Source organism: Mucilaginibacter sp., from assembly GCF_028288105.1.
Lineage (GTDB): Bacteria > Bacteroidota > Bacteroidia > Sphingobacteriales > Sphingobacteriaceae > Mucilaginibacter.
In genome coordinates, this window is the sequence record NZ_JAQBOI010000248.1 from 1 (window position 1) to 15,883 (window position 15,883).

17 protein-coding genes are annotated in these 15,883 nt (G+C 41.3%); 6 read left to right on the forward strand and 11 right to left on the reverse strand.

The features are described from left to right. Positions 1-1,592, forward strand: a 1,592-nt coding sequence (gene dnaK, locus JWQ85_RS16665) for a molecular chaperone DnaK (RefSeq protein WP_299469989.1), incomplete at its 5' end; no start/stop codon positions are given. 252 nt (positions 1,593-1,844) lie between these two features. Here the strand turns inward: dnaK and JWQ85_RS16670 are convergent. The 4 genes from JWQ85_RS16670 to JWQ85_RS16685 form a co-directional block, all read right to left on the reverse strand. Further along, positions 1,845-2,204, reverse strand: coding sequence for a response regulator (locus JWQ85_RS16670; protein ID WP_299469991.1), 360 nt, complete (start codon positions 2,202-2,204; stop codon positions 1,845-1,847). A gap of 295 nt (positions 2,205-2,499) precedes the next feature. Beyond that, positions 2,500-2,820, reverse strand: a complete 321-nt coding sequence (locus tag JWQ85_RS16675) for a hypothetical protein (protein ID WP_299469993.1) — start codon at positions 2,818-2,820, stop codon at positions 2,500-2,502. A 97-nt stretch (positions 2,821-2,917) separates the two neighbouring features. Next, positions 2,918-3,715: an alpha/beta hydrolase gene (locus tag JWQ85_RS16680; protein WP_299469995.1), complete on the reverse strand. Its 798-nt coding sequence runs from the start codon at positions 3,713-3,715 to the stop codon at positions 2,918-2,920. A 4-nt stretch (positions 3,716-3,719) separates the two neighbouring features. After that, on the reverse strand, positions 3,720-5,027 hold the full coding sequence (locus JWQ85_RS16685; protein ID WP_299469997.1) for a gluconate:H+ symporter: 1,308 nt from the start codon (positions 5,025-5,027) through the stop codon (positions 3,720-3,722). A gap of 285 nt (positions 5,028-5,312) precedes the next feature. On the opposite strand from JWQ85_RS16685, the gene JWQ85_RS16690 reads away from it, so the two are divergent. After that, positions 5,313-6,536: a multidrug effflux MFS transporter gene (locus tag JWQ85_RS16690; RefSeq protein ID WP_299469999.1), complete on the forward strand. Its 1,224-nt coding sequence runs from the start codon at positions 5,313-5,315 to the stop codon at positions 6,534-6,536. A gap of 77 nt (positions 6,537-6,613) precedes the next feature. Continuing rightward, on the forward strand, positions 6,614-8,149 hold the full coding sequence (locus JWQ85_RS16695; protein ID WP_299470001.1) for an alpha-L-arabinofuranosidase C-terminal domain-containing protein: 1,536 nt from the start codon (positions 6,614-6,616) through the stop codon (positions 8,147-8,149). On the opposite strand, the gene JWQ85_RS16700 is transcribed toward JWQ85_RS16695, so the two are convergent. The 3 genes from JWQ85_RS16700 to JWQ85_RS16710 form a co-directional block, all read right to left on the reverse strand. After that, positions 8,142-8,303, reverse strand: a complete 162-nt coding sequence (locus JWQ85_RS16700; RefSeq protein ID WP_299470003.1) for a hypothetical protein — start codon at positions 8,301-8,303, stop codon at positions 8,142-8,144. The genes JWQ85_RS16695 and JWQ85_RS16700 overlap by 8 nt on opposite strands. 186 nt (positions 8,304-8,489) lie before the next feature. Next, the gene (locus JWQ85_RS16705; protein ID WP_299470005.1) at positions 8,490-8,870 is read right to left on the reverse strand and encodes a VOC family protein; all 381 of its coding nucleotides are present in this window, start codon (positions 8,868-8,870) and stop codon (positions 8,490-8,492) included. A 22-nt stretch (positions 8,871-8,892) separates the two neighbouring features. After that, on the reverse strand, positions 8,893-9,432 hold the full coding sequence (locus tag JWQ85_RS16710) for a DUF4199 domain-containing protein (RefSeq protein WP_299470007.1): 540 nt from the start codon (positions 9,430-9,432) through the stop codon (positions 8,893-8,895). A 294-nt stretch (positions 9,433-9,726) separates the two neighbouring features. On the opposite strand from JWQ85_RS16710, the gene JWQ85_RS16715 reads away from it, so the two are divergent. Then, complete coding sequence (locus JWQ85_RS16715) at positions 9,727-9,966, forward strand: hypothetical protein (protein WP_299470009.1); 240 nt, start codon at positions 9,727-9,729, stop codon at positions 9,964-9,966. A 24-nt stretch (positions 9,967-9,990) separates the two neighbouring features. On the opposite strand, the gene JWQ85_RS16720 is transcribed toward JWQ85_RS16715, so the two are convergent. From JWQ85_RS16720 to JWQ85_RS16735, 4 genes are all read right to left on the reverse strand, one after another. After that, positions 9,991-10,464, reverse strand: a complete 474-nt coding sequence (locus JWQ85_RS16720; RefSeq protein WP_299470011.1) for a DUF4126 family protein — start codon at positions 10,462-10,464, stop codon at positions 9,991-9,993. A 123-nt stretch (positions 10,465-10,587) separates the two neighbouring features. Then, positions 10,588-11,577, reverse strand: a complete 990-nt coding sequence (locus JWQ85_RS16725; RefSeq protein WP_299470013.1) for an MlaD family protein — start codon at positions 11,575-11,577, stop codon at positions 10,588-10,590. Positions 11,578-11,595: 18 nt separating this feature from the next. After that, a complete protein-coding gene (locus JWQ85_RS16730) occupies positions 11,596-12,369 on the reverse strand; it encodes an ABC transporter ATP-binding protein (protein WP_299470015.1) in 774 nt (257 codons plus the stop codon). A 6-nt stretch (positions 12,370-12,375) separates the two neighbouring features. Then, positions 12,376-13,077, reverse strand: coding sequence for an ABC transporter permease (locus tag JWQ85_RS16735; protein ID WP_299470017.1), 702 nt, complete (start codon positions 13,075-13,077; stop codon positions 12,376-12,378). Here JWQ85_RS16735 and JWQ85_RS16740 point away from each other — a divergent pair. Next, on the forward strand, positions 13,076-13,204 hold the full coding sequence (locus JWQ85_RS16740) for a hypothetical protein (protein ID WP_299470019.1): 129 nt from the start codon (positions 13,076-13,078) through the stop codon (positions 13,202-13,204). The genes JWQ85_RS16735 and JWQ85_RS16740 overlap by 2 nt on opposite strands. 391 nt (positions 13,205-13,595) lie before the next feature. Then, on the forward strand, positions 13,596-15,883 hold a 2,288-nt coding region (locus JWQ85_RS16745; protein ID WP_299470021.1), incomplete at its 3' end, for a two-component regulator propeller domain-containing protein.

Consider the following 15,883-nt stretch of genomic DNA (forward strand, 5'->3'; position numbering starts at 1 on the left):
AATATACCCCACAAGAAATTTCAGCGATGATCCTTCAAAAAATGAAGAAAACTGCTGAAGATTTTTTGGGAACTGAAGTTACTGAAGCGGTTATTACCGTTCCGGCTTACTTTAACGATGCACAACGCCAGGCAACTAAAGAAGCCGGTGAGATCGCGGGCTTAAAAGTTCGTCGTATCATCAACGAGCCTACTGCTGCTGCCCTTGCTTACGGTTTGGACAAAGCACACAAGGACATGAAGATCGCCGTATTTGATTGCGGTGGTGGTACACATGACGTATCTATCCTTGAATTAGGCGATGGCGTGTTTGAAGTAAAATCAACCGATGGTGATACACACTTAGGTGGTGATGACTTTGATCAGGTTATTATTGACTGGATGGCAGACGAATTTAAAAGCGACGAAGGTATTGACCTGCGTAAGGACCCAATGGCTTTACAACGCTTAAAAGAATCTGCAGAGAAAGCTAAGATTGAATTATCAAGCTCAACTCAAACAGAAATTAACTTACCATACATCACTGCTGGTGCAGAAGGCCCAAAACACTTGGTTAAAACTTTAACCCGTGCAAAATTTGAGCAATTGGCCGATAGCTTGATCAAACGTACAATTGAGCCTTGTAAAACTGCTTTGAAAAATGCAGGTTACAGCACTTCAGATATCGACGAGATCATATTAGTAGGTGGTTCAACCCGTATCCCGGCTATCCAGGAAGCAGTACAAAAATTCTTTGGTAAAGCGCCATCAAAAGGTGTTAACCCAGATGAAGTTGTTGCTATTGGTGCAGCTATACAAGGTGGTGTATTAACCGGCGAAGTTAAAGATGTATTGTTGTTAGACGTTACCCCGTTATCATTAGGTATCGAAACTATGGGTGGTGTAATGACAAAATTAATTGAGTCTAACACAACTATCCCTACTAAAAAATCAGAAACATTCTCAACCGCGTCTGATAGCCAGCCATCTGTTGAGATCCACATATTACAGGGTGAGCGCCCAATGGCAGCGGGTAACCGTACTATAGGTCGTTTCCACCTGGATGGTATACCACCAGCGCCTCGCGGTGTGCCTCAGGTTGAAGTAACATTCGATATTGATGCAAACGGTATATTACATGTATCTGCAAAAGATAAAGCTACCGGTAAAGAGCAAAAAATACGTATCGAAGCATCATCCGGTTTAACCGATGCCGAGATCAAAAAGATGAAGGACGAAGCTGAAGCTAACGCTGAAGCGGATCAAAAAGCAAAAGAAGAAGTTGAAAAACTGAACTCTGCTGATGCCCTGATCTTTAGCACCGAGAAACAATTGAAAGAATATGGCGATAAGATCCCTGCTGACAAAAAAGGCGCTATCGAAGCTGGTTTAGAGAAATTGAAAGCTGCGTATTCTGCTAAAGACCTTGCAGCTATCGAGCCTGCACAGGAGGAATTAAATGCCGCATGGACTGCTGCATCTGAAGATATGTACAAAGCATCTGCTGATGGAGGTCAACAACCGGGTGCTGACGCAGGTCAGGCTGCTGGTAATGGCCAACAAGCGGGCGGTGCTGATAACGTAACAGATGTTGACTTCGAAGAAGTGAAGTAATCAGCTCCTGATAATAATAGAAAAGCCGGTACAATTTGTACCGGCTTTTTTTGTGGGGTAATTATAAGATGCATCATTGCGAGGTACGAAGCAATCTCTTTAGGACAATTATACATTTTGTATAAGGGATTTGCTTAAAGAGATTGCTTCGTGCCTCGCAATGACGATGGGGGTTAATACAAGAAAAGCCAACACAATTGTGTTGGCTTTTCTTGTATTAAAGTCTTTTATTCTTAATCTTTTTGTCTTTATCTACGATATCAAATTATTCACCTTGTCAACAAGTTCGGTTAAATCAAATGGTTTGTCAATGATGGCATCACATCCGTAGGCAAACAGGTCAGATTCGTGATTGATATAGGCCGAAAATATAATAACCGGCACATTGTTAAATTTAGGGTGTGATTTTATGGCTCGGCAAAGCTCGCCACCATTTTGGCCGGCCACCCGGTAATCCAATATAACAAGGTCGGGTTCAAAAGCCTCTACCAGGGGCATAACGTTGTCACTTTCGCCGGTGCTTTTCACCTCGAAATTTTCGTAGGTCAGGGTTTCATGAACAATGTCAAGAATATCCTGGTTGTCATCTAATACTAAAATACGCTTTAACATAAACAAGTTATCAATTAAAATAAAATAGCAGCTAAGGGGTATTGAAGTAGCGTAAAAATGTGTACTCAGATACGGTGTATGGGCTCGGTATATAATGTATTAGAACTTTGATCGGCTGTTGATCAAATGTAGTGTAATATAATTATATTATAAAGAAATATAATAGCGGATTTTTTCTCTTAATACGAGATAACAATAAGTTAATATAGCTATAGATGGGTAAATGCGGGGCTATTTGCAACGTGTAGTGTTGAGCAACAAAAAACCCGCAGCTAAGCCGCGGGTTTTAATATTATTAATAAGGATATGCCTTACCGGGGTGTGCACGCTTCCATGCCCTGCGGCGTTCCAGCCAGGCCGCATGTTTCTTTTTTTGTTCGCGTTTGCGGGCTTCGTTACCTATAATATAACCGCCACCTGCGCCTATGGCGCCACCAACTACCGCACCGCCAACGCTTTTACCTATTAAAGCACCGGCAACCGCGCCACCTGCGCCGCCAATTATAGCGCCCTTACCTTGCTTACTTATTCCTTTTTTTTCTTGTGCCTGTGCACTAAATGTCACGCTGGATGTTAATGCCAACATTAGGCTGCCAAATATGATTAACTTTTTCATTTGTATCTGCTTTTGGTATTATTACACACCATGCAAATAATAAGCCGAAGATTATAAAAGTGGCTTTAAAGCAATAGAACAGCGTTTTTTTACAAACTTATTTCAGAAAATCAATTATTGCCGATGCAAACTGTACAGTATTACCTGCAGTATTATGGTTGCCCGGTACGTTAACCATCTTTGATCCGGGTATTAATTTTTGCAGATCGGTTACATCCCCATTGGTGGTATCCTCGGTGCCATCAATAAGCAATACAGGTATTTTAACGGTAGATAATTCCTTTTTGCTGGTAGATGGCTGGTGCTTTTGCTGGTAGGCCAGCGCCAGGTTATCGAAATTGTTTTTGCGGATCCAAACCATCATGTCGTCTACATCATGCATGGTGGTATCGCCCATTAATGCTTTATAGGCATGGATCCTTCTTGACCATTGGGGGTTAGTATAATCGGCACCCATGCCGCCCATTACAGCTTTATGGATGCGTTTATCTAAAACTATTAACCTTGAGGTGATGATAGAGCCGCGCGAATAACCTACTACATCATAATTTTTAAAACCAAGGTTACTTGCCAATCCCATAATGTCTTTCGCTTCGGCATCGTTGGCATAGCCTGCATCGGTGTGTGGTTTATCTGACAGACCGTTTCCCCGCTGATCCAGTATAATAACTTTATAGCCTGCGGTAAGCAAAGCCGGGTATAACGAGCCATGTTTCCACCCCTGGCTGGTACCGGTAAAGCCATGGACCAATATTACCGGGTAACCATTGCCCTTTACTTCGTAATGAATTTTTGTGCCATCAAAAGATGTAAAAAATTTGCCTTCCGGTTGTTGCGCATGCAAGCCAAAGCTGCAGGCTATGATTATAACAAATGCTGATAATATCTTCTTCATGATATTAAACAAATAGGTTTAAAATTAACACACCACCCAACCCGATAATAGAAACCAAACTTTCCATCATTGACCACGAGCGGAAAGTATCTTTTATACTTAGGTTAAAGTACTCTTTAAAAAGCCAGAAGCCAGAATCATTCACATGCGAAAATGCCAAACTACCCGCACCTATAGATAATACCATCAAATTAGGGTTTACGTGTTCGCTTACTACTAATGATGATACAATGCCTGCCGCGGTTAAGCCAGCAACAGTGGCCGAACCCAGGCTAATGCGAATAATAGCGGCTACCACCCAGCCTAATACAAGCGGCGGCATGTTAAAGGCTTTTAGGCTGTTGGCAATCTCATTACTAACGCCACTGGTGGTTAACACTTCTTTAAACGCGCCCGATCCCGCTATAATAAGCAGTATTAGGGATATATCTTTTACAGCATCAATATAGTTAACCCCTAACTGGCCCATATTACGCCCCTGTTTTATACCGAGCGTATAGGTAGCCACTATCAGGGCTATTAACATCACGATGGATGGGTCGCCCAGAAAAGCCATTATCTTTAATGCTTTCTCATCCTTAATTCCTAAAAATGGAAAAAACGCTGTAAGCATTAAAAGCAGTACCGGCAACAAGGCGGTAAAAAAGCTAATAAAACCGCTCGGTAATTTATCGGCAGGCATTTCTTCGGCACGAAAGGTAGCCAGTGGTTCTGACGGTATTTTTTTGAGGAATTGCGCGAATACCGGTCCGGCGAGAACAATGGCCGGGATAGCTATTATCAATCCATAAATAAAGGTAGTGGCCATATTAGCATGAAAAAGCGCCACTAATGCCGATGGTGAGGGATGCGGCGGCAAAAAGCCATGCGTAACAGATAGCGACGCTATCATAGGCAAACCAATATAAACCGCAGGTAACTTATACTTATATACTACCGAAAATATAAGCGGTACCATCAGCACAAAGCCTATCCCGTAAAACAGGGGAATGCCGATGATAAAACCGGCGACAACCAGGGCCCATTGAATATATTTTTTGCCAACGGCATTAACCAAAACTTCGGCAATTTTTTGGGCGGCACCACTTACGGCAACCAGTTTGCCCAGCATAGCGCCAAGGCAAATAATGATAAGCAGTTGCCCCAAAATATCGCCCATGCCTTTTTGTACCGATGCGGTAACTTTGTTAACAGGGATGCCCAGCATTAAACCCGCGGCAATAGAAACCAACAGGAAAGCTAAAAAAGGGTTCACTTTTGCCCAGCTTACCAAAATTATGAGCAATACTATACACAACAATATAACCAGCATAGTTTTTTATATTCAGAAGTTTATAATAGTATTTATACCGGGAAGCCGGTACGCCTAAAGTAATAACATTAAATGACATAGGGGTAAATAGATTTTAACCGATTGAATAGATCAACCACAGAGAACACTGAGGATTGTATCTTCATTACACAGAAAGCACAGCGATTTACTTTGTGTTTCTCTGTGTTTTTCCCTCCGTGCTCTCTGTGGTTAAATAACGGGAAAGCTAAACTATTTTACATTTAGCTTACCCCATAAAAATATTAAACATCGTTCTTTGCGGGAATGACAAGCAAACGCTACTTTTTACTGATAATGATATTAGGCTCGCTAACTGCATTAGGGCCTTTTTCTATAGACATGTACCTGCCGGGTTTCCCGGATATTGCCAGATCACTGCATACCACTACCGAAAACGTAGCGCTTTCTTTATCCAGTTTCTTTATAGGGATATCTGCCGGGCAATTACTTTATGGGCCACTGCTTGATAAGTATGGCCGTAAGCCGCCACTATACGCCGGTTTGGCCTTGTATATTGTAGCATCGGTTGGTTGTTATCTTTCAACCAATATCGAGATGCTTATTATAATGCGCTTTATACAGGCAATTGGTAGCTGCGCGGCCGGTGTAGCATCAATTACTATGGTGCGCGATATTTTCCCGGTTAAAGATAATGCCAAGGTATTTGCCCTGTTGATACTGGTTTTGGGGGCATCGCCCATGATAGCCCCAACCGTTGGTGGTTATGTAACTGCTGCTTTTGGCTGGGAGTTGATATTTATTATACTGGCTGTAATAGCGGTGCTTATAACACTGGCTGTAATATTTTTCCTTCCCGAAAGTTATCAAGCCGATCCATCTTACTCCCTAAGGCCCCGGCCTATTATTAATGGCTTTATAGCCGTTATTAAAACGCCTCAGTTTTATACCTATGCCATTAGCGGTGGTGTGGCTTTCTCGGGCTTGTTTGCCTATATATCGTCATCGCCGGTGGTATTTATGGAGGTGTTTAAAGTAAGCAGTAAAACGTATGGATGGATCTTTGCCCTGCTATCGGTTGGGTTTATAGGATCCAGCCAGGTGAATAGTTTTTTGGTAAAGAAGTATAAAAGCCAGAAAATTGTTAATGCCGCGCTTATTGCCATGGTTATTATATCCGCCTTGTTCCTTGTTGGCTCAATGCAAAACATATTAGGCCTTGTTGGTACCATTGTTATGATATTTTTGGTGTTATGCTGCGTAGGTATCACCAGCCCTAATACTTCGGCATTGGCTTTGGCGCCATTCGAAAAAAACGCGGGTACAGCATCATCCCTGTTAGGGGCCTTTCAAATGTGTATAGGCTCGGTTGTATCGGTAGGGGTAAGTTTGTTCAACAGCCAGTCTTCCATCCCTATGTCGGCTATTATGCTGACAGCATCATCAGTTGCCTTATTGGTATTGATTATCGGCCGAAAGAATATCAAAATCCGCGTAGAAGCAAAAAGCGCCGAATTTGCAGCACACTAATAAACTTCCATGTAAATTTTAAAGTATAGAAAAACTGTCTATATTTATAATTGTATATTTAACAATTATAAAATAACATGAGAAGGATTTTATTTTTAGTACTCACTTGCTTTCAGCTTAATGCTTTCGCGCAGAGTAACGCCAGCATTAGTATCAGCAACACAGATTTAGTTATCAGCAGGCACATTTACGGGCAGTTTGCCGAACATTTGGGCCGGGGTATTTATGATGGTTTTTGGGTTGACAAAAACCTGCCGGTTCAAAAGCAAGACCGCATTCGCCTGGATGTGGTTAACGCCTTAAAAAAAATAAAAATACCTAATCTGCGCTGGCCCGGTGGTTGTTTTGCTGACGAATATCATTGGCGTGATGGTATTGGCCCACGTACGCAAAGGCCTAAAATGGTTAATACTAACTGGGGAGGCGTTACCGAGGACAACAGTTTTGGCACGCACGAATTTTTAGCGTTGTGTAAATTGCTTGGCTGCGAGCCTTACATTGCCGGCAATGTTGGCAGTGGCACGGTAGAAGAAATGTCTAAATGGATAGAGTACTTAAACTCTAACAGCAGCAGCACGATTGCACAGTTGCGTAAGCAAAACGGGCATCCCGAGCCGTATAAAGTGAGCTTTTGGGGCGTAGGCAACGAGAGCTGGGGCTGTGGCGGCGAAATGACAGCTAATTTTTATGCTGACCAATATAGAAGATATGCTGCTTATGCAAGAAACTATCCCGGGGCGCCGTTGAAAAAAATTGCCAGTGGCGCCAACTCCGATGATTATAACTGGACAGAAGTATGTATGAAGAATATACCTAACCATACGATGTGGGGGTTATCATTACACTACTATACCGTGCCTACCGGCGATTGGAGCAAAAAGGGTTCGGCAACAAACTTTTCCGAAAAAGAATATTTTAATACCATGGTTAACTGCCTTAAAATGGAAGAGTTGGTAACCAAGCATTCGGCCATTATGGATAAGTATGACCCCAATAAAAAGGTGGCCCTGGTGGTTGACGAGTGGGGTATTTGGACCGACCCGGAACCGAAGACCAACCCGGGGTTTTTGTACCAGCAAAATAGCCTGCGTGATGCATTAATTGCTGCGACCACGTTAAACATATTTAATAACCACTGCGATCGTGTTAAAATGGCCGAACTGGCACAAACTGTAAACGTGTTGCAGGCATTAATACTTACTGATAAAACCAAAATGCTTTTAACGCCTACCTATCATGTATTTGATATGTACAAAGTGCACCAGGATGCTAAATATCTTGCTGTTAAATTACAAACACCCGATTACAATGTAGAGGGCAAAAGCATACCCGCGGTTAATGTATCTGCCTCGCAGGATGCAACAGGCAAGATCCATATTTCGTTAGTTAACCTGGATCTGAATAAAGCGGTGAGTGTGAGCACTCAGTTAAAACAAATCCAATGGGCGACAGTTAGCGGTGAAATATTAACCTCTGCGAATATTACTGATATTAACACCTTTCAGCAGCCTTCAAAACTGCAAATCCATAATTTTACAGGGGCAAAAAAGGATGAGGATAATTTGTCTGTTACCATTCCGCCAAAATCAGTGGTGATGCTTGAGCTTAAGTAGATTTTTTTGTCGCCTTACTCATCCATCGTTCTGCTTTTTTTACTTCGTCCTTTTCGCTGAGAGGGAGATCGGTCTCCAAATCATTATTATCAGATGATGATGATTTGGTGGTCGCTTTTTTTGGAGCAGCCGGTTTTTTTTGTGAAGTTGTCATGATGTATACCTCCTGTATAAACAACCTGTGGCAACACTAAAAGTTTAAAAAAACGTAGATTTTTAAATAGGTTTAAACACTTATCTTAAAGATGTGTGTATCTCCATCATATCGAATATAACGATGAGTTTCAAACCCATCGCTATATTCGATAGATGAACTATGGCTTATCCTACCACGTTATCCTCAATCATCTTTTGGTTCCCAAAGCTCAATAATGTTCCCTTCCGGATCCAGCACATGGACGAATTTGCCATAATCATATTCCGCGATCTCATCAACAATGGTCACGTTGTCCTTTTTTAGTTCCTCAACCAGCGCAACGAGGTTTTCTACCCGGTAATTGATCATAAAAGGTTTTGCCGACGGATCGAAATATTTAGTGTCCTGCGGAAATGCACACCAGGATGTGGATCCTGTTTTCGACGGATCATCGGCTTGCCGCCACTCAAACGTTGTTCCATATTCACTGGTAGTCAATCCAAGGTTTTTGGCGTACCATTCGTTCATGCTTTTCGGGTCATTGCATTTAAAAAACACGCCACCCAAGCCTGTTACTTTTTTCATATTTGATCAGTTCTATTGTAATTTATACGTTTACTATAATTGGTTTAGATTTATTTTTAAGTATAAGCGCAGCTATTAACGATAGCACGATGCCAACCGGCAAAATTTCCATGTAGGTGAACATCACTCTAAACGTAGGGCTTGCTTTATATTTCGCCATCATTGATGCCATTTCAGCTGACTGCTTTTGTATTTCAGCGGCGCTTACTCCGTTTGCCTTCATTTCGGCTATAGCCTGGGCCTGGTATTTTTCGCCAAAATCAGGAACAAAATAACTAAAGTCGATCATCCAAACCACTACATACACAGTTGACGCGATAAGTGTTATCAAAAGGCCAATACCAAGCGCTTTACCAAAAGTAATTTGGCCGTTGTTGTAAGTATCCCGGTAATTTTTAATGCCTACAAAAATGAGCGAAAATGCCAATATCATAGTTGCATACCCAAAAAACAACCTTGTATTCAGGCTTAAACTATCGCTCAACAATCCTTCGCTAAGCACCCCCCATGAGACACTTATAATACCGGCTATTACTCCACAAGTCCAAATTATCTTTTTCATTTTTTCTATTGCTTTAAGTTTAAATCCTGTTCAAAATTGCAGTAATGGATTATGTTTTGGGTCATACTTTTGGGTGATTTTTTAAAAAAAGGCAATTATCATACTAAAGAATGATGCCATCAAGGTATCAATGCTAACCTTTTTGCCATTTCAATAGCTAGCACACGGCGCTTCATCTTTAAAAACAGGTTTGATGTATGGTTTTATGGGGTTTTATGATACAAACAATCGCCTGGCAATTTGCTGGTTGCTTAAACCAGCGTGCACCACCTTTCGAACAATTTCCATCTATTTTTGGACATTACCAAATCTGTTTTCAAATCCTATATTAATGCCGATGGTAATTTTAAGTTTTATCTACTTAAGTCAAATATATCTGATTATCAAATAATTACACTGGTGGTTAGCGCTGAGGCTATCGGTATTGATTCTGAAAACAACCTTTTTGGTGAGTTTAAAAGGAACTACCGGGATAATTTGCCAAATTACCTGAAAGCTTGCTTTAAAAGATATCAGGCTTTACCGCCCGATTAGGCTGTCGCTTAAATTAGGTGATAGCTATTTGTTTAGGAGTTTTACGCCACTGCTGTAGGCAAAAGCATCTTCAAATGCGTTGGTAAATTGCGGGATCACGTCAGGTAGTTTATCTGCATGCTTACGAAGATAAAAGCCTGCAATGCCTGTTACCAATGCTGCTGCACCGCCAATTAACATGCCCTTTAATATGCTTTGCTTGTTCTTTTTGAAGATAGCTGCACCAGCAAACGCGCCGGATGCAATGTGCAAGGCCAACTGACGCATATCTAAATCATCTGCTATTTCTACTGCTTTCTTTCTTTTATTTTCTGCAGCAGATAATAACGAGATAGCAATACTGGTAACCGGCGATTGTACAAACCTCACTATACGTAATGAACTGGGCTGATACCCATTGCTGTAATAGTTTGCAACAGCCGGGGCCGCGCTCGCCCGTACGCCTGCAACGGCACCCAATCCTAAAGTTTGCCAAACCGATTTCTTGTAACTGCGCATATTGTTTCCTGTTGATTTATAAAGCAACAGGGAAGTAAGGGGATGGTTTGGAGTTAAGCAGATTTAAACAAAAAAAGCGACAGGTCTTAACCTATCGCTTCAGTATTATCCATTAACAAAAGCTTACATTGCTTTCTTTATACTATCCTGTTTTGCTTTCTCTTTTTTCTTGAAGAAACCTTTTAATAAAAAGTTATGCTGCACCGCTTCGAGGTCGTCGTTTAGTTTAACAGAGCTTTGCTGCAGATAGTCAAGCGTGCTTTGTACCTTGGCCGCGCCTTTAGGGTCATTTAATAAAACCCCCATTATATTATCAGTACTGTTTAGCTTGTTACTGGCTTTGTTTAAATTATCGGTAAGGAGGGTTGCATTATCGGCAGCCTCTTTTAAGCGGCTAACAGATGCACGGATCCTGTTAAAGGTAATAGTATCTGTTAACACGTTATCGGCAAAACCACCCTTGGTGTTCATTTTATTGCTAAAGTTGTTTAACTGGGAAGACATGTTAGCAGCGTTTTGTGTAGCAGCCTGCAGGTTGCGCATGGTTTGCTTTAACTGGTTGCCCATAGTGCTATCGGCCAGTAATGCGCCAACGGTTCCCTTACCTGCCAGTATCTGGTGACTAAGCGATTTAAAATCGGTAGTAATAGCTAACAGATTTTGGTTATTCTGTTGCAGGGTCTTCATAATGTCATCGGTAGATAATAGTTTTTCCGATTGTAAAACATCACCATCACGAACAATTGGGGCTTGCGGACTACCGCCATCAATTACAATGATCTTGTTACCAATAAACCCATCAGAACTAATGCGTACACCTGCATTGCGGTGAATGTATTGCTGGGTGCTGGCATCAATGCTCATAATAACATCAACCTGCGAAGGGCCGGTAAAGTGGATGTTTTTAATTGTGCCCACTTTTACACCCGAAAACCACACATTGTTGCCTTTCTTTAAACCCGAAACATCGTTAAATACCGAGCTTATGTGTATGCTTTTTACAAAACTTTTTTGCTGCCCGCCAAGGGTAAGCACGCCAATTACAAAAACTGCCACGCCAAGCAGGACAAACACGCCTACTATTATTGATCTTTTATTTTCTGCTGTATCCATTATAAGGGGTACTAATATCTATTGTATAAAATTATAATCATAAAAAGGTTTTACCCGGGCATCATTGGTGGCAAATACCTCATCAAATGTGCCTACCCGCTGAAACTGGCCGTCTAATAACATGGCTATACGGTCGCCGGTCATTTTGGCGCAGGTAAGGTCATGCGTAATAATGATAGATGAGGTATGGTAACGCTGCTGTACTTCATTTATCAAGTCGTTTATCTCAATGCAGGTAATTGGGTCAAGGCCGGCAGTTGGCTCATCATAAAGCATAATCTCCGGGTTCAATATCAGTGTACGGGCAATGCCTATACGCTTACGCTGCCCGCCGGATAGTTCTGCCGGCATCTGGTTAATAGTTTGTGAAAGCCCAACGGCGTCCAATACTGTTTCAACAGCGGTGTTAATTTCTTTACGGGTAATGCCTTTACGGTTACGCACCAGCGGGAACTCCAGGTTCTTGCGCACGGTCATACTATCATAAAGGGCACTGTTTTGGAAAGAGAAACCTATCCGTATGCGCAGGTCTTCTAACGCGCGTTCGCTTATAGTGGTAACCTCGTTGCCTAAAACTTCTATAGTACCCTCATCCGTGGTTAATAAGCCCGATATCAGCTTAATTAATACAGATTTACCGGTACCTGACCGGCCAAGCACCACAAGGTTCTCGCCCTGGTACAGGTCAAGGTCAATACCACGCAGTACATCATAATCGGCAAAAGATTTTTCAACCCCCCTTATCTTGATGACCGTGTTATTTTTATCGATATGTGCCTTTTGTTTTTCCATTTTATATTAGCGGAACCATCCGGCTATCTGTACAATTAAAACTTCTTCAATAAACACCAAAAACATGGCGGTTACAACAGCGCCGTTAGCAGCCTTACCTACACCCTCGGTACCTTTGGTAGAGTTATAACCCTGGTAGCAGCCAACAATACCAATGGTAAAGCCAAAAACAATTGCTTTTATAAGCGAAGCCCAAAAATCAACAAAGGTTAAGGGCTCAAAAGCCTGGTCCATAAAAACGGCATATGTAGTGCCTTCATTCTGGCTTACGTTTAAATATCCACCCAATAAAGCAATAAACGCGGTATAGGTAGCCAACAAGGGTATAGTTATGGTTGTTGCGATAACGCGTGTACAAACCAAAAATTTAAAAGGTTTTGTGCCCGATACTTCCATGGCGTCTATCTGCTCGGTAACCCGCATAGAACCTAACTCGGCACCAATACTTGAACCTACCTTGCCGGCAGCTATCAAAGCGGTAACCAATGGGGCAAGTGCTTTCATGATAGCTATAGATACCAAAGATGGCAGCCATGATGTTGCGCCAAAATCGGTAAGTGATGGGCGGCTTTGCTTGGTAAAAATAACCCCAACAATAAAGCCGGTTAGCGTTATTAATGTAAATGATCGTACGCCCGTTTCATAGCATTGCCGTATCACCTCTTTAAATTCATAGGGGGGTAAAAACACTTCTTTGAAAAAACGCATGACAAAGGCATACACCCTGTACAGCATTAAAAAGAAAGCCGCTAACTTGGTCCGCATTTTTTTTACACGCGACGGGACTGGGCTGGTTGTATTATTTACGCTATCCATCAATGGGGCAAAGGTATAACTAATGTAAGATATAGATAAATCAACATCCCAAAATGTTTTAAAAGATATTCAGTGAAATGTAATAATAACTTAAGATAGGCAATAAACTTTTTAAACCAGTTTATTAATGGGGAAAAATTCAGGGCAAATTTGAAATAAAAGTATTATTTATATAATATGTTAATATTATGCATTTTATACTTAATAGAAAGCCGATTAGCAATCTGTGTTGTTAAGTAACCATCAGGAAATGTAAAAATAGTATTACATGATACTTTTTAATTTGGTTAGTTTTGATATACCAATTATAATTACGGCTATCAATTAAAACCAGGGTTAACCTTTGCTACAAGTGCAGGGGCACTATCAAATTTATTATTGTGAAGGGGAAAACGACTTGCAAAGCGTTCATGTTTACGCTTTTAGCGCTGTTTGTAACGGTTGCTGTTTTCGGGCAGAGTAATGAATTTCAATTCTCTAAGTTAGATATCACCAATGGCTTATCGCATAACCAGGTAAATGCTATTTTAAAAGATAGTAAAGGTTTTATGTGGATAGGCACCCTATCGGGTTTAAACCGGTACGACGGCTATAAATTTAAAGTATACAAGCACATTGAGGGCGATACCACCAGCCTTAACGATGATTTTATAGTCACCATTGCCGAAGGACCTGATAATAAGCTGTGGGTTGAAACCCGTAATGGCTATAACATTTACGACCCGGCTACAGAAAGGTTCAGCCATGATATTGGGCGATACCTGAGATCGTTAAACATCCCGGCTGCCGGCATAACCGCTGTTAAAAAAGACAGGTTTGGCAACTTCTGGTTTCTGAACGCTAACACAGGCATTTACAAATACCAGGCATCCACAAAAAAAACCACACATATTAGCTATAAGGCAGGTATTAGCACCTCTATTTATAGTAATACCGTTGCCGACCTTACTTCTGATTCGAAAGGTAACATTTGGCTTGTTTACAATAAAGGTATGCTGGAACGGATAGATCCACAGAACTATCGGGTTAATTACCGTAAGCAATTAGGAGCATTACCCGCCGGTTTAAATACCGGGTACAGGGTTTTTATTGATAAGCAGGACGATATATGGGCCTTTGTGCCAACTTATTCATCGGGTGTATATTATCTTAATGCTACCCTTAGCCTGTTTAAACATATCGATAAGGGCAGTGGGCCCGATGGATTAAATACAAATGTGGTATCAAATCTTATACAGGACGATAAGGGCAGGATTTGGATAGCTACCGACCATGGCGGTGTAAACCTGCTGAACAAGCAGGACTTTAAAATTAAATATATCACCAACCGCGAGGACGATAATAAAACCATAGGCCAGAACAGTATAATAGTGTTGTATAAAGATAATACCGGCATTATTTGGGTTGGTACTTATAAGCGGGGGCTTAGCTATTATCATGAAAGTATTATCAAGTTCCCGCTGTACACGCACCACCTGTCAGACCCGGGCAGTTTAAGCTTTAGCGATGTAAATAAGTTTGTTGAAGATAAATATGGGAATCTGTGGTTGGGTACTAATGGCGGTGGTTTGGTTTATTTTAACCGCAAGGACGGCAGCTTTAAAAAATACCTGCATGATGTCAATAACCCAAACAGCCTAACCAATAACGTAATTGTAAGCATGTGCCTTGATCACGAGCAGAAGCTTTGGATAGGTACTTATTTTGGTGGATTGGATTGTTTTGATGGGAAAACATTTAAGCATTACAAACATAATGATGCTATCCCCGGCAGCTTATCGGAAGACAGGGTATGGTCGATATTAGAAGATAGCGATAATAATTTGTGGGTAGGTACGCTTGCCGGTGGCTTAAACCTGCTCGACCGTAAAACAGACACCTTTAAACACTATAAATTAAAACAGGGCGATCCGCAGTCGCTTTACTCTAACTACATATCAGCACTTATAGAAGATAAGCGTAAGAATCTATGGATAGTTACCTCTTATGGGGTGGATGTGCTAAATAAAAAAACGGGTAAGTTTAGTCATTATATACATGATGACAAGAACCCCAACAGCATCATAAATAACAACACCAACAATATTTTAGAAGATAGCAAAGGGTTGATATGGATTAGTACACGCGAGGGTATCAGTGTGCTCGATCCGCTTAAGAACAAGTTCACCAATATCACCCGTAATGATGGCCTGCCGGATAATACCATCATAGAAATGCGCGAGGATGATAACTATAATATATGGGCAAGTTCGCCAAACGGGTTGTCAAACATTATTGTAAACCGCGGTGCAGATAAACTTAGTTTTAGGTTTATTAATTATAACGAACGCGATGGCTTGCAGGGCAGAGAATTCACCATGAATGCAGCATACAAAACCCGCAGCGGCGAACTGATATTTGGCGGTGGCAATGGCTTCAATATTTTTAGGCCTGCAAACCTGCGTACCAGCAAGAATATCCCGGCACTTGTTTTTACCGATTTTCAGGTGTTTAATAAAAGTGTAGCTGTTGGCGAAAAAATATATGGTAAGGTATTGTTACCTAATGCTATTGCCAATGCAAACGCGGTTCAGTTAAAGTATAACGAGAATGTTTTTGGGATAGAGTTTGCCGCGCTTAATTACTTTGATGCCGATAAGGTAAAATTTGAATACACCATGCAGGGTTTTGACAAAGGCTGGATAACTGCCGATAACAT